At 70.9% G+C, this 18175-nt stretch carries 15 protein-coding genes and 3 pseudogenes; 7 read left to right on the forward strand and 11 right to left on the reverse strand.

The annotated features are described in order from the left end of the window. The first annotated feature begins 254 nt into the window (after window positions 1-254). Window positions 255-2267, forward strand: coding sequence for a DNA helicase RecQ (gene recQ / locus ACGFSA_RS28920; protein WP_393309001.1), 2013 nt, complete (start codon window positions 255-257; stop codon window positions 2265-2267). A gap of 26 nt (window positions 2268-2293) precedes the next feature. Here recQ and ACGFSA_RS28925 read toward each other — a convergent pair whose 3' ends face one another. From ACGFSA_RS28925 to ACGFSA_RS28945, 5 genes and pseudogenes are all read right to left on the reverse strand, one after another. Further along, window positions 2294-2902: a Uma2 family endonuclease gene (locus tag ACGFSA_RS28925; protein WP_366694563.1), complete on the reverse strand. Its 609-nt coding sequence runs from the start codon at window positions 2900-2902 to the stop codon at window positions 2294-2296. Window positions 2903-3214: 312 nt separating this feature from the next. After that, window positions 3215-3898: a GPP34 family phosphoprotein gene (locus tag ACGFSA_RS28930; protein WP_393309002.1), complete on the reverse strand. Its 684-nt coding sequence runs from the start codon at window positions 3896-3898 to the stop codon at window positions 3215-3217. After that, complete coding sequence (gene fahA, locus ACGFSA_RS28935) at window positions 3895-5124, reverse strand: fumarylacetoacetase (protein WP_393309003.1); 1230 nt, start codon at window positions 5122-5124, stop codon at window positions 3895-3897. Before fahA ends, ACGFSA_RS28930 begins: the two co-directional genes overlap by 4 nt. Window positions 5125-5241: 117 nt before the next feature. Further along, a pseudogene (locus tag ACGFSA_RS28940) lies at window positions 5242-5340 on the reverse strand (IS200/IS605 family transposase); the annotation flags it as partial. A 47-nt stretch (window positions 5341-5387) separates the two neighbouring features. Further along, window positions 5388-5627: pseudogene (locus ACGFSA_RS28945) on the reverse strand (CocE/NonD family hydrolase C-terminal non-catalytic domain-containing protein); the annotation flags it as partial. Between the two features lie 384 nt (window positions 5628-6011). Here ACGFSA_RS28945 and ACGFSA_RS28950 point away from each other — a divergent pair. The 4 genes from ACGFSA_RS28950 to ACGFSA_RS28965 all read left to right on the forward strand — a co-directional run bounded on the left by ACGFSA_RS28950 (window position 6012) and on the right by ACGFSA_RS28965 (window position 10463). Next, the gene (locus ACGFSA_RS28950) at window positions 6012-7022 is read left to right on the forward strand and encodes a polyprenyl synthetase family protein (protein WP_393309004.1); all 1011 of its coding nucleotides are present in this window, start codon (window positions 6012-6014) and stop codon (window positions 7020-7022) included. Window positions 7023-7264: 242 nt separating this feature from the next. Further along, window positions 7265-8515, forward strand: a complete 1251-nt coding sequence (locus ACGFSA_RS28955) for an outer membrane lipoprotein carrier protein LolA (protein WP_393309005.1) — start codon at window positions 7265-7267, stop codon at window positions 8513-8515. A gap of 90 nt (window positions 8516-8605) precedes the next feature. Then, the gene (locus ACGFSA_RS28960; protein ID WP_393309006.1) at window positions 8606-9592 is read left to right on the forward strand and encodes an ATP-binding cassette domain-containing protein; all 987 of its coding nucleotides are present in this window, start codon (window positions 8606-8608) and stop codon (window positions 9590-9592) included. Beyond that, the gene (locus tag ACGFSA_RS28965; RefSeq protein WP_393309007.1) at window positions 9579-10463 is read left to right on the forward strand and encodes an ABC transporter permease; all 885 of its coding nucleotides are present in this window, start codon (window positions 9579-9581) and stop codon (window positions 10461-10463) included. Before ACGFSA_RS28960 ends, ACGFSA_RS28965 begins: the two co-directional genes overlap by 14 nt. A 257-nt stretch (window positions 10464-10720) precedes the next feature. Here the strand turns inward: ACGFSA_RS28965 and ACGFSA_RS28970 are convergent, their stop codons facing one another. Continuing rightward, window positions 10721-11527: an HAD family hydrolase gene (locus tag ACGFSA_RS28970; RefSeq protein ID WP_393309008.1), complete on the reverse strand. Its 807-nt coding sequence runs from the start codon at window positions 11525-11527 to the stop codon at window positions 10721-10723. 536 nt (window positions 11528-12063) lie between these two features. Here ACGFSA_RS28970 and ACGFSA_RS28975 point away from each other — a divergent pair. Then, entirely contained in the window at window positions 12064-12888 is an 825-nt protein-coding gene (locus tag ACGFSA_RS28975; RefSeq protein ID WP_393309009.1) for an SAM-dependent methyltransferase, read from the forward strand. A 297-nt stretch (window positions 12889-13185) separates the two neighbouring features. Here the strand turns inward: ACGFSA_RS28975 and ACGFSA_RS28980 are convergent, their stop codons facing one another. The 4 genes and pseudogenes from ACGFSA_RS28980 to ACGFSA_RS28995 form a co-directional block, all read right to left on the reverse strand. Beyond that, window positions 13186-13395 (reverse strand): hypothetical protein, encoded by a 210-nt coding sequence (locus ACGFSA_RS28980; protein WP_393309010.1) that lies wholly within the window; start codon window positions 13393-13395, stop codon window positions 13186-13188. Between the two features lie 160 nt (window positions 13396-13555). After that, a pseudogene (locus tag ACGFSA_RS28985) lies at window positions 13556-13663 on the reverse strand (FAD-dependent monooxygenase); the annotation flags it as partial. A gap of 43 nt (window positions 13664-13706) precedes the next feature. Then, complete coding sequence (gene rarD / locus ACGFSA_RS28990; RefSeq protein WP_393309011.1) at window positions 13707-14708, reverse strand: EamA family transporter RarD; 1002 nt, start codon at window positions 14706-14708, stop codon at window positions 13707-13709. A gap of 129 nt (window positions 14709-14837) precedes the next feature. Next, window positions 14838-15695 (reverse strand): SDR family oxidoreductase, encoded by an 858-nt coding sequence (locus ACGFSA_RS28995; RefSeq protein ID WP_393309012.1) that lies wholly within the window; start codon window positions 15693-15695, stop codon window positions 14838-14840. Window positions 15696-15841: 146 nt separating this feature from the next. On the opposite strand from ACGFSA_RS28995, the gene ACGFSA_RS29000 reads away from it, so the two are divergent. Then, the gene (locus ACGFSA_RS29000; RefSeq protein ID WP_393309039.1) at window positions 15842-16192 is read left to right on the forward strand and encodes a winged helix-turn-helix transcriptional regulator; all 351 of its coding nucleotides are present in this window, start codon (window positions 15842-15844) and stop codon (window positions 16190-16192) included. On the opposite strand, the gene ACGFSA_RS29005 is transcribed toward ACGFSA_RS29000, so the two are convergent. Next, a complete protein-coding gene (locus ACGFSA_RS29005) occupies window positions 16189-18144 on the reverse strand; it encodes an APC family permease (protein ID WP_393309013.1) in 1956 nt (651 codons plus the stop codon). The two genes, ACGFSA_RS29000 and ACGFSA_RS29005, sit on opposite strands and share 4 nt — an antisense overlap. Between the last annotated feature and the right edge of the window lie 31 nt (window positions 18145-18175).

Raw genomic sequence — 18175 nt, forward strand, 5'->3', positions numbered from 1 at the left:
CGCCTTAGTCCCCCCCCGGGCGCCGCCGGGGGGGTGTGTGGGTGGGGGGCGGGGGGGGGCCCCCGGGGGGGGCGGGGGGCGGGGGGGGCCCGGGGGCGGGGGGGGGCCCCCCCCCCCCCCCCCCCCGGCGACCGGCTTTCCGGGACCGGCGGGCAGTGTGGTCTGTCAAGCGTGGCGGGCGTTGTCACCGGCGGCGCTTATCGTGGCAGGGGACGGCGCAGGACAGCACGGGACGGACCCCGGGGGACAGAGCGATGAGCGGGACGGGCGGGACCATGGATGTGACCGAGAGCGCCGAGAGCGAAGCGCAGCAGACGCTGCACCGGGTGTTCGGGTACGAGACGTTCCGCGGCGAACAGGAAGCGGTCGTCGACCACGTGGTGGCGGGCGGTGACGCCGTCGTCCTCATGCCCACCGGTGGCGGAAAGTCCCTCTGCTACCAGATCCCGGCCCTGGTCAGACCTGGTACGGGCGTCGTCGTCTCACCGCTGATCGCGCTCATGCAGGACCAGGTCGACGCGCTGCGGGCGCTCGGTGTGCGCGCCGGGTTCATCAACTCCACGCAGGACTTCGACGAGCGCCGGGTCATGGAGGCGGAATTCCTCGCCGGTGAGCTCGACCTGCTGTACCTGGCGCCGGAGCGGCTCCGCCTGGACTCCACCCTCCAGCTGCTCGCCCGCGGAAAGATCTCCGTCTTCGCCATCGACGAGGCGCACTGCGTCGCCCAGTGGGGCCACGACTTCCGGCCGGACTATCTGGCCCTGTCCGTGCTCGGCGAGCGCTGGCCCGACGTGCCCCGGATCGCCCTGACGGCCACGGCGACGAACGCCACGCACCAGGAGATCACCCAGCGTCTGGGCATGCCCGACGCGAAGCACTTCGTCGCCAGCTTCGACCGGCCCAACATCCAGTACCGGATCGTGCCGAAGGCCGACCCGAAGAAGCAGCTGCTCTCCTTCCTGAAGGAGGAGCACGCCGGGGACGTCGGCATCGTCTACTGCCTGTCGCGCAACTCGACGGAGAAGACCGCCGAGTATCTCTGCCGCAACGGCATCGAGGCGGTTCCGTACCACGCTGGTCTGGACGCCGGGACGCGTGCGCGCCACCAGGCGCGGTTCCTGCGCGAGGACGGTCTGGTCGTCGTGGCGACGATCGCGTTCGGCATGGGCATCGACAAGCCGGACGTACGGTTCGTCGCCCACCTCGACCTGCCGAAGTCGGTCGAGGGCTACTACCAGGAGACCGGCCGCGCGGGCCGCGACGGGTTGCCGTCCACGGCCTGGATGGCGTACGGCCTCCAGGATGTCGTCCAGCAGCGCAAGCTGATCCAGGGCGGCGAGGGCGACGAGGCGTTCCGCCGCCGCGCGGCCGCCCACCTCGACGCGATGCTCGCCCTGTGCGAGACCGCCGACTGCCGCCGGGCCCGGCTGCTCACGTACTTCGGCCAGGAGCCGCAGACCGCGGCCTGCGGCAACTGCGACACCTGCCTCACCCCGCCCGAGACCTGGGACGGCACGGTGGCCGCGCAGAAGCTGCTGTCCACCGTGGTCCGGCTGAAGCGGGAGCGCGGCCAGAAGTTCGGCGCCGGCCAGATCGTCGACATCCTGCTGGGCCGCAAGACCGCGAAGGTCATCCAGTTCGACCACGACCGGCTGTCGGTCTTCGGCATCGGCGAGGAGCTGTCCGAGGCGGAATGGCGGGGCGTGGTCCGGCAGTTGCTGGCCCAGGGCCTGCTGGAGGTCGAGGGCGAGTACGGCACGCTGGTGCTGACGGAGGACAGCGGCTCGGTGCTCGGCCGCGAGCGCGAGGTATGGCTGCGCAAGGAGGCGGCGAAGCCCGCGTCGCGCTCCTCGAAGGGCGAACGCAAGGCGAAGTCCTCGGCGGCCGTCGCCGAACTGGCCCCGGAGGCCGTACCGGTCTTCGAGGCGCTGCGGGCCTGGCGCGGCGTCCGGGCGAAGGAGCAGGGCGTCCCGGCGTACGTCATCTTCCACGACGCGACGCTGCGCGAGATCGCGACGGTGCGGCCGGCTTCCCTGGTCGAGCTGGGTGGTGTCGGCGGCCTGGGCGAGAAGAAGCTGGCGACGTACGGGGAGGGGGTGCTGGAGGTGCTGGGGTCGTTCGGGGACGCAGAGGCCGAGGCGCCGGACGCGGGACCCGCACCGGTCCCGCACCACGTTCCGGCCCCGGCCCCGGTTCCGGGACCGCCGGTGGCCCCGGAAGCGGACCCGGAGTTCGGCTGGGACGAGGAACCGCCCGAGTACGAGTGAGTGCCGGGCCGGGCGGCGGGGCCCGACTACTCGGGGTCGGCCGCCCGGCGACGGGCGGTGATCGCGGTGAGATCGAGGTCGACCGGGAAGGGCACGGAGACCTTCATCCGGTCGTGGAAGATCCCGGTGGAGGTGTACGCACCGGTGGCCGGTTCCAGCTCGAAGACGTAGACCACGGCGCGGCCGTCGTGGTTCTCCACCCGCCAGAAATGCGGGATCTTGACCCGGGCGTACTTCACGGGCTTGGTCTCCCGGTCCCGCGACCGTGATTCCGGGGAGACGACCTCGATGGCCAGCTGTACGGACTCGGCGGGGAAGCGGGTCTGGTTCGGGTCCTGGACGATGTCGCCGTCCACGACGATCACATCCGGTTCGGGCCGGTTGTAGCGGTCGATGTCGATGGTGAACTCGCGCACGACCTCCAAGTCGGCCGGTGCCAGCGACTGCAGCTGCCACTCGAAGAAGCTGACCGCCCGTGAATGGAACAGGGTCTGCGGACTCACGAAAACAAGGCTCCCGTCGATCAGCTCCGTGTGCGGAGGCAGATTCGGGAGTGTGTCCAGGTCATCGGCGGTCCAGCCGCCCACGGGCGGAACCGCCCACCGCGGCTCGGGGGCCTCGGGTTCGACGCTCATCAGTGCTCCCATGACGCAGAGTCTCGCGGGAGATTCCAGCGTATCGGCCGGGAACGGGGCACGGCTCCCCCAAACGTGTGAACGACCCGCGCACGGCTGACCGCCTCAGAGCCTGTCGGGTGACCTTCGATCGGAGAGCGGACGCGGCGTGGTGCGTGCGATTCCAAGGCGCCGGGATGGCCTCGTAGCGGAGCTACTAGGGCATTTCGGCAACGCCGGAAGCGTGCGTGCCACGCCGTGACCGCCCGATCAGAGGTCGCCCGACAGGCTCTCAGCCCCTTTCTCGGCCGGCCCCGGTCAGCCCCGTCCCCGTCAGTCCCCGTCGCTCCCGCCGCCGGTGCCGCCGATGTTCCCGCCGGTCCTGTTCGACTTGTCCTGGCGTACGTTCCGGTGCACCGCATGGGCGGTCCACTCGTCGTGTACCAGATCGCGCATCGCCCAACGGCTCCGCGGGCCGCCCCGCGCCACCTCCCGCGAGAGACCGATCGCCGAGACCAGCGCGGCCAGGACGCGGCCGCGCGGGCCGGGGAACCCCGCCGTCTCGGCGGCTGCGAAACGCTCCCGGACCCCGGCCGACAGAGCCGGGTCAGCCACTGGGTGGCGGTGGTACGGCAACAGGCCGAGGAACCGGTGGGTCTCCCTGCGCAGGACCGAGCGGGCGACCAGGTGGTCCAGGCACAGCTCCTCGACGTACCGGCCGGTCCGCCGTATCCAGGGCTTCGCGCTGACGCCGCCCGCGAGCCTGCCCTCGTCCGGGGCAGGCAGGCTCCCGAGGACCTGCGCGAGCAGCGGGTCCTGGGGAGCCAGCGGGCTGATCACCCGTACCCGGCCGAGCCGTTCGGCGATCCGGCCCTGGAGCTCCAGCTCCGCGAGGACCGCACCCGCCATCCCGTACTCCAGGAAACGGGTGCGGCAGTACGGCTTGCCGCGCTGCGGGTCCAGCGCGAGCAGCAGCAGTTCCTCGGGGAGCGTGAGCCCCGGCGAGTCCGTGGTCACGACGCGGGCACGATCCGTCCCGTGACGTCGCCGAGGCCGACCCTCGTGCCGTCCGGGCCCGGTGCCCAGGCCGTCATCGTCACCGTGTCGCCGTCCTCCAGGAACGCCCGCTTGCCGTCCGGGAGGTCCAGCGGGTCGCGGCCGTTCCAGGTCAGTTCCAGGAGGGAGCCGCGCTCTCCGGGCTCGGCGCCGCTCACCGTGCCGGAGCCGTACAGGTCGCCGGTGCGCAGCGAGGCGCCGTTCACCGTCATCTGGGCCAGCATCTGGGCCGCCGTCCAGTACATGGTGGCGAAGGGCGGCTCCGCGACCAGCTGTCCGTTGATCGCGACGGAGATCCGCAGGTCGAAGCCGCCGGCCTCCTCCTCGCCCGCGTCCTCCAGATAGGGGAGCAGCGGGAAGTCACGGGCCGGGGGCGCGATCCGGGCCGCCTCCAGGGCTTCGAGCGGCGTCACCCACGCCGATACGGACGTGGCGAAGGACTTGCCGAGGAACGGGCCGAGCGGGACGTACTCCCAGGCCTGGATGTCCCGCGCCGACCAGTCGTTGAGCAGTGAGAGCCCGAAGACATGGTCGCGGAACCTGCCGAGCGGGACCGGCCGTCCCTGCTCCGAGGGGACACCCACCACGAAGCCGACCTCGGCCTCGATGTCCAGCTTGACCGAGGGGCCGAAGACCGGGGCGGCGTCGGACGGCGCCTTGCGCTGGCCGGAGGGGCGCACCACATCCGTGCCGGAGACGACGACGGTGCCGGACCGGCCGTGGTAACCGATCGGGAGGTGCTTCCAGTTCGGCGTCAGTGCGACGCCGTCCGGCCGGAAGATCTTTCCGACGTTGGTGGCGTGGTTCTCACTGGCGTAGAAGTCGACGTAGTCCGCGACCGCGTACGGCATATGGAGCGTCACCGACCCGACCGGGTGCAGCAGTGGCTCGATGTCCGGGCGGTGTGCCGGGACCGTCACCCACGCGGTCAACGCCCGCCGGACGTCCCGCCAGGCCGTGCGGCCCGCCGACAGCAGCGCGGTCAGGTCCGGCTGGGCGAGGAGCTGGGCGTAGGGCGAGCCGAGCGCGTGCGCCGCGGCTCCGGCGTCCAGCACGTGGTTGCCGATGCGGACGCCGACCCGGCGGTCCTCGGGGTGGTCGTGGGTGGAGAACACCCCGTACGGAAGGTTGTGCGGACCGAAGGGGTCGCCCTCGGTCAGGTCGAGCGGGCTGCTCTGCTCGGGCATCTGTTGCTGCCTCGCTTTCCAGGTCGCTTGGGGGACACGTTACCGATCATGTTGCGTGAAAACCTCGGCCTTCAGGCCGGGGATGAAACGCATCTCTGGGTTGCTCTGACCCGCAGGTCAGAGCGGACGTTGTTGCTGCGCGATGCACTGGCGGATGATCGCGAGTGGTGCGCCGCCGCAGGAGGCGGAGTAGGAGGACGGCGACCACAGGTGTCCGTGCATGATGGCCCGGTTCATGATCTCGGTGTATTCGCGTCGCGGGCAGTGACGAGCGTGGACGCGCCGTCCGGGGCGACCTCGCAGAGCCGGGCGATCGCCTGGCCGCGCGGCGTGTCCATCCGGATCCGGAGCTTCGCCCTCGGGCGGCCCAGGATCTCGATGGGGGAGTCCTCGACCGGGAATTCGACGGAGACGGACTTGGCGTCCTCGTCGCGCTGGTCGGGCGGCAGATCGGCGTCGTTGCCGAACGGGCAGAACCGTCCGGCGTCCAGCCCGGTGTGCTGCAGCTGCACGCACCAGACGCCGCTCGCTGATCCGGCCAAGATCTTCAGCACCCTCCTAGCCGCCGTTTCGGCGAAATGGAGGACCGGGACGGCCTGCGTGCCGAGGAACGAGAACTGCTCCGGACATGCGGGCCGGACAGGTCATCAGCCCCGTGGCCGACCGGAAAAGGCGAGGTCGTCGGCGGATGGCGGCTCTGTCAGGTCGCGGGCGGCAGTGCTGCGGGACAAAAGGGCTACTCCTGATCGTATGATCCGATCGCGAACATACCGGCGGTGGCGGGAAGGCGCCCACGGTGATCCAAACGGGACCGGATACGCTGACTTGAGTGATGACAGCGACACATCGACATTCCGTGTGATCGTCAGCAGACAGGAGATCCCCTCGTGACCGTCGTCGGGCCGTTCGGACTGAGCGTGCGGGACCAGGCTCTTGAGGCCGATGTCCAGACCGGTTTGGCCGCTGTCGAGGCGGGGCTGCTGGATGCCACCAAGAGCGACGTCCCGTTCATCACAGAGGCCGCGCAGCATCTCGTACGGGCCGGGGGCAAGCGTTTCCGGCCGCTGCTGGCGATGCTGGCGTCCCAGTTCGGCGACGCGGACGCGCCGGGTGTCGTGCCGTCCGCCGTGGTCGTCGAGCTGACGCATCTCGCGACGCTCTACCACGACGACGTGATGGACGAGGCGGACGTGCGCCGCGGCGTCGACAGCGCCAACACCCGCTGGGGCAACTCGGTGGCCGTGCTGACCGGCGACTTCCTCTTCGCGCGCGCCTCGCACATCCTGGCCGACCTCGGCCCGGAGGCCGTACGCATCCAGGCCGAGGCGTTCGAACGCCTGGTCACCGGACAGATCCTGGAGACCGCGGGCCCGCGCGACGGCCGCGACCCGGTCGACCACTACCTCGACGTGATGCGCGGCAAGACCGGCTCGCTGATCGCCGTGGCCTGCCGGTTCGGCGCGATGATGGCCGGCGCCGACGAGTCCGCCGTGGACATCCTCACCCAGTACGGCGAACGGCTCGGCGTCGCCTTCCAACTCGCCGACGACGTGCTCGACATCGCCTCCGACAGCCACGAGTCCGGCAAGACCCCCGGCACCGATCTGCGCGAAGGAATCCCGACGCTTCCCGTCCTGCACCTGCGGGCGCAGGCGGCGGCCGGCGGCAAGCCGGACGACCTGGAGCTCCTTGAGCTGCTGGACGGTGACCTGAGCGACGACGGCCGGCTGGCCGAGGCGCTCTGCCGGCTGCGGGCGCACCCGGCGCTGGAGCAGGCCCGGCGCGACACCGTCCGGTACGCGGAGGAGGCGCGGGCAGCCCTGAAGCCGCTTCCCGAGTGCTACGCGAAGGCCGCACTGGAAGAGCTGTGCGACGCCGTGGTGCACCGCGCGGGCTAGGGCCTTTCGTTCGGAAGCCCCGGCGGCGTTCGCCGGTCCAACCCCTACGGGTCGGGGGAGGGACGACCGTGTTGTGTCATACCGAAGAGGTATGCGCAGTTGCGTCCGCGGGCTGATGATTCCGCCCGGTGAATTTGGTCAGATGGAGAACAACCACTCCTGACCACATCGGGTGAGAACGGCGGCACGGAGTGGACGAGTGCATCCGGACGGAAGTCGCCGACCACGGAGGTAGGGCACACATGGCACCGAACGACAGCGCAGAGACCACCGGCAGCGCCACGAGCACCACGGCCGCCCGCAGAAAGGCGGCCCGCTACGTTGTCCCGGTCGCGGTGGCGGGGGTGGCGGCCGCGACGATCGGTCTGGTCCCGGCGCTCGCGGACACCGGTGACCCCGAGCTGCCGAAGATCAGCGCACAGCAGCTCATCGAGAAGATCGCGGCCTCGGACACCCAGCAGCTCTCCGGCACGGTGCGGGTCAGCACCGACCTCGGCATCCCGTCGCTGGGCGGCCTGGCCGAGTCGTTCGCCCGGAGCGCCGGCGGCGAGACGGGCGGTTCGAGCGCCGCCCCGAAGGACAGGCTGACGGAGCTCGCCTCCGGCACACACACGCTGCGGGTGGCCGCCGACGGCCCCGACAAGCAGCGCGTCTCCATTCTGGACAGCGCCGCCGAGTACAGCGTGATCCGCAACGGGGACCAACTCTGGGCATACGACAGCAAGTCCGACGAGGCGTACCACGCGACCACCGACAAGGCCCCGGACGCGGAGAAGCGCGACGAGCACACGACCCCGGACGGCGTGCCGACCACACCGAAGGCGCTGGCCGAACAGGCGCTGAAGGCAGCGGACTCCACCACCTCGGTCACGGTCGGCGGCACGGCGCAGGTCGCCGGGCGCGACGCGTACAAGCTGGTCATCAAGCCCAAGCAGGGTGGCTCGACGATCGGCGCGATCACCGTCGCGGTCGACGCGAAGAACGGCGTACCGCTGAAGTTCACCCTCTCCCCGAGCGGCGGCGGCAAGGCGGTGATCGACGCCGGGTTCACCAGCGTCGACTTCGCGAGGCCCGCAGCGTCCTCGTTCACGTTCACCCCGCCCAAGGGCGCCAAGGTGACCGAGGCGGACGAGGCGAAGGCGGAGAAGCAGGCGGAGAAGAACGTCGAGCGGGGGCCGGAGGGCCTGACCGGTCTGGACGGGTTCGCCGGCGGCGAGGGCACGAAGGTCATCGGCGAGGGCTGGGGCGCGATCTACGCGATCGAGGCACCCGGCGCCAAGGGACTCCCCACTGCGGAGAAGAACGCGGATGTTCCGCCCGCGGCCCAGCAGTTCCTGGACTCGTTCGGCGACAAGGTCACCGGAAAGTTCGGCTCCGGCACGGTCTTCAAGACCCGCCTGGTCAACGCCCTGATGACGGACGACGGCAAGGTCTACGTCGGTGCGGTGACCAAGGACGCGCTCGTCAAGGCAGCCGACAGCGCTGCCCACTGACGTCCCCGCCCTTCACGCACCGCACCACCGCCCCGCCGTATCCTCCGTACGGCGGGGCGTTCCGTTACCCGGATCATGGGGGAGTTGCGCATGACAGAGCCCGGTGCCGTGACCGAGTCCTCGGTGGTGCCCCGGACCGGAACGGCCGTGATCGAGACCCGGGGTCTCACCAAGCGGTACCGCGGCGGCCAACTCGCCGTCGACCGACTCGACCTCAGCGTCCCCGAAGGCAGCGTCTTCGGCTTCCTCGGGCCCAACGGCTCCGGGAAGACCACGACGATCCGGATGCTGATGGGGCTGATCGCCCCGACGTCCGGCACCGCCCGGGTCCTCGGCGCCCCCATGCCGGGCGCCGCCCGCACCGTACTCCCGCAGGTCGGAACGCTGATCGAAGGACCCGCGCTGTACGCGTTCCTGACCGGCCGGGACAACCTCGTACGGTACGACTCCGCCGACCCGACCGCCGATCCGCGCACCCGCCGCACCCGGGTCGCCGCCGCCCTGGACCGGGTGGGGCTCGCCGCCGCCGCGGGCAAGAAGGCGAAGGCGTACTCGCTGGGCATGAAGCAGCGCCTCGGGCTCGCCGCCGCCCTGCTGCAGCCGCGCCGCCTCCTCGTCCTGGACGAGCCGACCAACGGACTCGACCCGCAGGGCATGCGCGAGATCCGCACCCTGGTCCGGGAACTGGCGGCGGACGGCACCACCGTCTTCCTCTCCTCCCACCTCCTCGACGAGATCGAACAGGTCTGCACGCACGCCGCGGTCATGGCCCGGGGGCGGCTGATCGCCCAGGGGCCGGTCGCCGACCTCGCGGCCGGCGCCCGCGGCCGGCTCGCCGTCACCACCCCCGACCCCGCCGACGCCGCCCGCATCCTCAAGGAACACGGCGTCACCGGCGTCACCGCCGACGGCGACCGGGTCACCGCCGAACCCCCGCCGCGCGAAGTCGAACTCGCCGACCTGAGCGGGGCGCTGGTCCACGGCGGTGTACGCGTGCGGTCCTTCGGCGTCGAGCGCGCCTCGCTGGAGGACGCCTTCGTCGCACTCACCGGAGAGGGTTTCGATGTCGCAGGCTGAAGTCGCACCCGTACGGGCGGGCCGCTCCCGCAACCCGCTGTGGACGTTCGGGATCCTCCGCTCCGAACTGGCCACGACCCTGCGCCGCGGGCGCACGCTCGCGCTGCTCGGGGTACTGGCCGCCGTCCCCGTACTGATCGGGATCGCGGTGAGGATCCAGACGAGCGACGGCTCGCCCGCCGGGCCGCGCGACGGCGGGGGACCGGCGTTCCTCTCCCAGGTGACTAACAACGGCCTGTTCCTGGTGTTCGCCGCCCTCGCGGTGACGCTTCCGGTCTTCCTGCCGCTGACCGTCGGCGTCGTCGCGGGCGACGCGATCGCGGGCGAGGCCAGTGCCGGCACCCTGCGCTATCTGCTGGTCGCACCCGCGGGCCGGACCCGGCTGCTGCTCACCAAGTACACCGCCGCCCTCGCGTTCTGCCTGGCCGCGACCCTCGTCGTGGCGGTATCGGCGCTCGCCGTCGGGGCGCTGCTCTTCCCGGTCGGGGAGGTCACGACGATCTCCGGGACCCGGATCGGCGTCGGCGAGGGTCTGCTGCGGGCCGGCCTGATCGCGGTGACGGTGGCGGCGTCACTCATCGGGTTCGCGGCGCTCGGGCTGTTCGTGTCGACGCTCGCCGGCAGCGGGATCGCGGCGATGGCCGCGACGGTCGGGGTGCTGATCTCCGTACAGATCCTGGACACGATCCCGCAGTTGAGCGGCATCCACCCGTATCTCTTTCCGCACTACTGGATGTCCTTCGCAGACCTGCTGCGCGATCCCGTCTACTGGGACGGGATCGTCAAGAACCTGGGGCTGCAGGGGCTGTACGCGGCGGTGTTCGGCTCGGCGGCCTGGGCGCGCTTGACGGCGAAGGACATCACGGCCTGAGCGGGCGGGTCTTCGCGGGCTTTCGTGGGGCCGCACGTGCCGCCGGCCGGGCGAGCCGTCCCCCGATCGGCTCGTCGCGGCATGACCGGCAGCAGGAACAGGAACGAACGAGTGGTGGTCATGGCGGCGTCTCCCCGTGGATGCAGCGGATGCATTGCGCGCAACGACTGTACGCGTCTGCACTATATGCATGTGCATGGAAGTCCGGGAATGGGCCGGGAGCTTGGGCGCCGCCGGGACCATGCGCACCGCCGGGATCAGTCGAACAGCCGCTCCAGCACCACCGCGACCCCGTCCGCCTCGTTCGTCAGCGTCACCTCGTCCGCTGCCGCCTTCAGCTCGGGGTGGGCGTTGGCCATCGCGACGCCGTGCCCGGACCGGCGGAACATCGGCAGGTCGTTGGGCATGTCGCCGAAGGCGATCGTGGCCTCCGGATCCACCCCCAGGGTCTCGGCCGCCAGGGTCAGTCCGGTGCCCTTGTTCACGCCGTACGGCTGGAGTTCGACCGTGCCGGGCCCGGACAGGGTGACGGTCGCCAGGTCGCCGACGACCGCGCGGGCGGCGTCGGCGAGGGCATCGTCCGTCAACGCCGGGTGGCGGACGAGGACTTTGATGACCGGCGCAGCCCACAGCTCCTCGCGGCGGCCGACCCGGACGGCGGGCATCGCCGGGTGGGGCATCAGATACCCGGGCTCGATCAGCGTCCGCCCGTCGGTCCCGTCCTGGTCCACGGCCGCGAAGACCGGCCCCACCTCGGCCTCGATCTTGCCGAGCGCGGTGTCGGCCAACTCCCGGTCCAGGGTGGCCGCGCGGATGATCTGCCCGGACCCGGCGTCGTACAGCTGCGTCCCCTGGCCGCAGACCACCGGACCCCGGTACCCCAGCCCCGTGAGCAGGTCCCGTATCCCGGGCACCGGCCGCCCGGTGACCACGAGGTGCCGCGCCCCCGCCGCGGCGGCCCGTGCGAGCGCGGCACGGGAGCGGGGGCTCACGGTGTCGTCGCGGCGCAGCAGGGTGCCGTCCAGGTCCGTGGCGACGAGGGCATATATGGGTGGGGTGGGCATGCCACAACCCTAGGGAGATCCGCTTCCGGGCGTACGGCCCTGACCTGCGCGGATGGTCGGGGTTCGGGGTACGCCGGGCTGTCCGGCAGGAGCATATGCGCAGGAACTGCGCAGAGCGAGCGACCGTGATGATCTCCGGGCTCGCGGCGGCGAGTGGACTGCGGTCCCCGTCCCCGTACTGCTCCTCGATGACCAGCCCGGCGTCGGACAGGGACGAGGACGGCGCGTCCGCGCCGAGGAAGCGCAGGGTGCCTCCCGGCGCACCTCCTCCAGCCGGCGCTGCTGGTCCATGAGCCGTCGGCGTTCCTGCTGCCGTGCCTGACCGATGAGCGTGAGCCGCCCCCCTCCCGCACCACTCAGCATGCCGGTAGCTGCGCCGATCACTGCCGCCAGTCCTGAGTCCATGCGCTGGTGATACCAGGCAAAGCCCCAACCATGACGCGGACTTGGGACGGCCGGAAGCATGCGCACAGAGCCGCGGGGACGTCTAGGTTGGTGAGTGATCGCCTGAACAACGACCCGCAGGAGGCACCCCCGTGTCAGACCGTGACCCCAGACTCGATTCCGCCGCGGAGATACGCGCCCGGATCGATACGAGTACGCCGCACTCCGCGCGCTTCTGGAACTACTTCGTGGGCGGCAAGGACAACTACGAGAAGGACCGTGAGCTCGGAGACCACATCAAGGAGATCTTCCCCGGACTCGTCGACGTAGCACTCACGAGTCGTCATTTTCTCGGGCGCGTGGTCCGGCATCTGGCCGGGGAGCAGGGCATCCGTCAGTTCCTGGACATTGGAACCGGTTTGCCGACGGCCGACAACACCCATGAGGTCGCCCAGCGGGTCGCGCCGGATGCGCGGATCGTGTATGTCGACAACGATCCGCTGGTACTGGCCCATGCCCGCGCGCTGCTCACCAGCACGCCCGAGGGAGAAACGGCGTATCTCGACGCCAACCTGTATGAGCCCGAGGCCGTCTTGAAGGCCGCCGCGAAGACGCTTGATTTCTCTCAGCCGGTTGCCCTCATGATCCTCAATACTCTTGGCCACGTCGCCGATTACGACCAGGCCAGAGCTCTCGTATCCCAACTCATGGCAGGCCTGCCGTCCGGCAGTTACCTGGTCATCAGCGACTCCACCTCCACCAGCGCAGGCATGGTCGCAGCGTCGGAGGCGTACAACTCCAGCGGAGCGATCCCCTACTACGTGCGCAGTATCGAGGAGATCACCGGATTCTTCGACGGCCTCGACCTGGCCGACCCCGGAATCGCCCAGGTCACGCAGTGGCGCGCTGAACCCGGCAGTGCGTCTGGCGCCGCGACGTCAGTCGATGCCTACGGCGGGGTGGGCCGCAAGCCGTAGCGGCACATTGATGGCGCTGCCACGGGGCCCGCGACGGCCCCGTGGTCCGTGGCCCGCGCGATCAGCCCCACATAGTTGTCGGGGCGGACCAGGACGAGGGTGTTCTCGGTGCGTTGAGCGGGCGTGCCCCGCGTCGTCGACGAGACCGGTAGCGCCGCCTCCGTCCACCGCGCACACCCGTACCGCGTCGCCGTACCGCAGCGCCCGCCCCTCACCCGCGCCGAAGCCGCGGGTGAGGGGCCGGGTGGCCGCCGCGCCGAGCTGAGCCCGGCCGCGGGGAGCTGCCACCGGCCTGGCTCATCGGGGTGTTGCCCGGATGGACGTCGGCCGGGCGATTTCCTGGACCCCCGGGGCCGGGTCTCCGTTGCCGGAATTGCCCGGGAGGCGGGGCCCGGGGCCGGCCGGGCCGAGTCCGGAAGGGTGCACCGCCTGTGCGGTGTCGTCGGCGCGTGCGGTGGGTGTGGCTGCGCAGATGACGGCGGAGACGGCCACGGTGGCGGTCGCCACGCGCAGGAGCGTGCGGGAGTGTCTCTCGAAGTGCCGGGTTCGGGTCATAGGTGTTAGAGAAATGTAAGCAGACGGTATGGCCGCGCTTACTCATCGGGACACGCGCCGCGATCCCCCCAATGCCGTACGGTCCAGGTGATCCGCGACGGCTCCATGGCCCAACGAGGGCGAGCTTCCAGCCCAGGTTGAACGCGTCCTGGATGCCGGTGTTCATGCCCAGCCCGCCCGCGATCGCGTGCACATGCGCGGCATCGCCCGTGAGGAGGACTGCTCAGGAACGGTTGGGAGTCCCCTCCCAGGGAGGGGAGCAGTCAATGCTCTCGGGCTGCGTACGGCGAAGAATCCTCGTCGGCGGGAAGCGGCGGAAGCGTCTGTTCCGGTGCCGCCGGTGTCGGCGTCGTCGCCGCAAGCCGCGCCGCCTGCGCCCTCGTCCGCCGCGCCGCCCGGAACGCGTCCCACGTCAGCAGCGTGAGTGCCAGCCACACCAGCGCGAACCCGGCCCACCGCTCAGGGGGCATCGCCTCGTGGAAGTAGAAGATGCCGAGGATGAACTGGAAGACCGGCGCCAGGTACTGCAGCAGGCCAAGCGTCGAGAGGGGGACGCGGATCGCCGCCGCACCGAAGAGGACCAGCGGCGTGGCCGTCACGACACCCGTCGCGGCAAGCAGCGCCGCATGGCCGGCGCCCCCGGAGACGAACGTCGCGTCGCCCTGCGCACCCAGCCACAGCAGATAGCCGAGCGCGGGCACGAACAGCACCGCTGTCTCGGCGGTGAGCGACTCCAGGCCGCCCATGTTGACCTTCTTCTTCACCAGGCCGTACGTCGCGAAGGAGAACGCCAGCGTCAACGAGATCCACGGCGGACGTCCGTAACCGATCGCCAGCACAAGCACGGCCGCGACGCCCGTGCCGACCGCCATCCACTGCACGGGGCGCAGCCGCTCACCGAGGAGCAGGACGCCCATGGCGATGGTGACCAGGGGGTTGATGAAGTAGCCGAGTGACGCCTCGACGACGTGGCCGCTGTTCACGGCCCAGATGTACAGACCCCAGTTGACGGTGATCACGGCCGCGGCGACCGTGATCAGCCCCAGCTTCTTCGGCTGGCGTATCAGCTCCCCGATCCACGCCCAGCGGCGCAGCGCGAGCAGCGCGATGCCGACGACGGCGAGCGACCAGACCATGCGGTGGGCCAGGATCTCGATGGCGCCGGACGGCTTCAGCAGCGGCCAGAAGAGCGGGACGATTCCCCACAGGCCATAGGCGCCGATGCCGGACAGCAAGCCCGCCCGCTGTTCATTTGTCCCCTTCACGGGCCCTCCCGGCATCCCTCGCGTCGACTGCTCCGTCGACTGCATGACGGTAACGCCGGGAGGGCCCGGTGTCATAGCCGTATCGCAATACGGTCATGACGCCGGGCCCGTCCGGCCCGGAGGAAGGGCTCAGCCGGCGACCGCGGCGGCCACCGTCTCGGCCATCGGCGTCGTCGGGCGGCCGATCAGACGGGCCAGGTCGCCGCTCGTACCGGCGAGCAGGCCGCGCGCGATCGCCTCGTCGACGTCGACGAGGATCGCGGCGAAGCCCTCGGGCAGGCCGGCGCCGACCAGGATCTCCTGGTGCACGGCGGCCGGGACGTTGTTGTACGCGATCTCCTTGCCGGTGGCCTTCGACACCTCGGCCGCGTACTCGGCGAACGACCATGCGACGTCGCCGCTCAGCTCGTAGGCCTTGCCGAGGTGGCCCTCGCCGGTCAGTACGGCGGCCGCGGCGGCGGCGTAGTCGGCGCGAGTGGCGGAGGCGACCCGGCCGTCGCCCGCGTTGGAGACGACGGCGCCGTGCTCCAGGACCGGGGCGAGGTTCGCCGTGTAGTTCTCCGTGTACCAGCCGTTGCGCAGGAAGGTGTACGGCAGGCCGGAGTCGAGGATCAGCTGCTCGGTGACCTTGTGCTCGGCGGCCAGCTGGAAGTCGGCGTCCGGGCCGCCCAGCACCCCGGTGTACGCGAGCTGCGCGACGCCCGCCGCCTTCGCCGCGTCGATGACCGCCGTGTGCTGCGGCACGCGCTTGCCCACCTCGCTGCCGGAGATGAGCAGGACGCGGTCCCCGGCCCTGAAGACTCCGGTGAGGGTCTCCGGGCGGTCGTAGTCGGCGACCCGGAGTTCGACGCCGCGGGCGGCGAGGCCGGCGGCCTTCTCCTTGTTGCGGACCACGGCGGCGATCTCGCTCGCGGGCACGGTCTCCAGCAGCCGGCCGACGACGAGACTGCCGAGCTCTCCGGTGGCTCCGGTGACGACGATGCTCATGGGGGGTTTCTCCTTTTTGGATGCTCTGGTCCTTGTTCGCACTCTCTGTCGCCTACCCTACGGGATGCACTAACTGTGAGAAAGTACCCACTTTGAAGTAAGGTACTGGTGTGAGCGTAAGCAAGGTGCCCGATGTGAGCCGGCAGATGTGCCCCTCCCGGCTGGTGCTCGAACACGTCACCAGCCGCTGGGGCGTCCTCGTCCTCGCCGCTCTGCTGGAGCGCTCGTACCGCTTCAGCGAGCTGCGCCGCGAGGTCGGCGGCGTCAGCGAGAAGATGCTGGCCCAGACCCTCCAGACGCTGGAGCGCGACGGCTTCGTGCACCGGGACGCCAAGCCGGTGATCCCGCCGCGGGTGGACTACACGCTCACCGAGCTGGGCAAGGAGGCAGCCGAGCAGGTGTGGGGGCTGGCGCGCTGGACGGAGCGGCGTGTCGACGCCGTACACGCAGCCCGCGAGTCGTACGACGCCCGGAAGCAGGCTGTGAGCCCCTCTTAGTCCGGCTGAGGTGCCCGCCCCTCCTCCAGCTCCCGCAGCGCCCGCGAGACATCGAACGGCAGGATCGTCACCGCCACGTGCGGCAGCTGCACCAGCGCCTTCGCCATCGCCTCGCCGGTGCCCCGGTGCAGCATCTTCCCGAGCGCGTTCTGGTACAGCCGCCGCGGCACCAGGACCGTCAGTGAGGTCTCCCCGTCCGCCGTGGTGCGGGTCGCGAGTTCCCGCATCGCCTGGCGCAGCCGCCGGTCGGGGCAGGCCACCAGCTCCAGCGACACGGAGGTCGCGGCCGTCGCCTCCCAGCGGGCGGCCAGCCGCCTGCCGTGCGCCTCGTCGATTGCGAAGTGCACCGCCCGGATCTCGTCCGGGCGCAGCTCATGCGCGTACCGCAGGGCCTTCAGCGTCGCCAGGTCCAGCGTCTCGACGAGGACGAACACCAGATGGCGCCGGACCCGCGGCCGGTCGGCGCCCGGTTCCTGGAGGCTCTGCAGTACGGCGGCCTCGCGCCGGTACTCGCGGTTGATCCGCATGAACGCCCAGACGCCGAGCGGAAAGACGATCACGACCAGCCAGGCGCCCTCGGTGAACTTGGTGACCGCGAAGATCAGCACCACGGCCGCCGAGATGACCGCGGCCAGCCCATTGACCGCGATCTTCAGCCGGCGGTACCGCTCGCGGCGGCGCAGGTGGTACGCGGTGAGCCCGGCCCCCGCCATGGCGAACGCGGTGAACACGCCGATCGCGTACAGCGCCACCAGCTTGTCCACGCTGGCGCCCGTGACCAGCAGCAGCGCCAGCGAGACGACGGTGAGCGCGATGATCCCGTTGGAGAAGGCCAGCCGGTGTCCGCGCCGGGTCAGCACCCGCGGCAGGAAACGGTCCTCGGCGACAAAACTGGCCAGGAACGGGAAGCCGGTGAAGGGCGTGTTGGCGCCCGTGTAGAGGACCAGCGCGGTCGCCAGCTGGACGAAGACCAGCCCGGCCGTCCCGGCCGGGCCGGCACCGAAGGCGAGATGAGCCTCCTGCGCGATGACGGTCGGCGTGCCGTCGGTGTACGGGACGGCATGCGTGAAGTGCGCCAGCGTGGAGACGCCGAGGACGAGGACGCCGAGTACACAGCTCATCACGATGAGGGTGCGGCGGGCGTTGCGGCCCTGCGGTTCACGGAACGCGGAGATGCCGTTGGAGATCGCTTCGAGTCCGGTGAGCGACGAGCCGCCGTTGGCGAAGGAGCGCAGCACGATGAAGAGCGAGGCGCCGTACGCCCAGCCGCTGCCCGGCGTGCCCAGCGGAACCACCCCGGCGGCATGCAGATCGGCGCGCGGCAGCCCGCCCGTCAGCCCGCGCACCGCGGCGACGAGCAGCACCAGACCGACCGCGGCCATGAACAGATAGGCGGGCAGCGCGAAGGTCCGGCCCGCCTCGCGGATGCCGCGCAGATTCCCGTACGCGAGCAGCGCGATCACCGCGACGGAGACCGGCAGCTGGAGATGGTCCAGGCCGGTCCAGCCGCCCCCGGCCAGATGGGCGAGGGAGATCAGGGCGTTCGTGCCGGCCGACACCTGGACGGCGACGGTCACGATGTAGTCGACGAGCAGCGCCACGGCGGCGATCTGCGCGACGTTCGGCCCGAAGTTCTCCCGGGCGACGACATACGAGCCGCCCGCCCGCGTGTAGATCATGACGACATCGCTGTAGCAGAGCGTCAGAAGCAGCAGGACCAGCAGGATCGCGCCGGTCACCGGCATGAGGAGGGTGAAGGCAGCCGCCCCGACGACGGGCACGAGGACCCGGAGCATCTCCTCGGAGCCGTACGCGGACGAACTGATGCAGTCCGAGGCGAGCACCCCGAGCGCCGTCCGGTTGCTCAGTTTCTCGTCACTGATGCGCTCGGTCGTGAGGGGTTTGCCGAGCAGGTGTCGTTTGATGCGGTACGCGGGACGGTCCAGGGCCATGGGCACATGAGAACGGGTGCCGGGCCGGGAG

Origin of the sequence: Streptomyces sp. NPDC048496 (genome assembly GCF_043200055.1) — a bacterium.
Classification (GTDB): Bacteria; Actinomycetota; Actinomycetes; order Streptomycetales; family Streptomycetaceae; genus Streptomyces.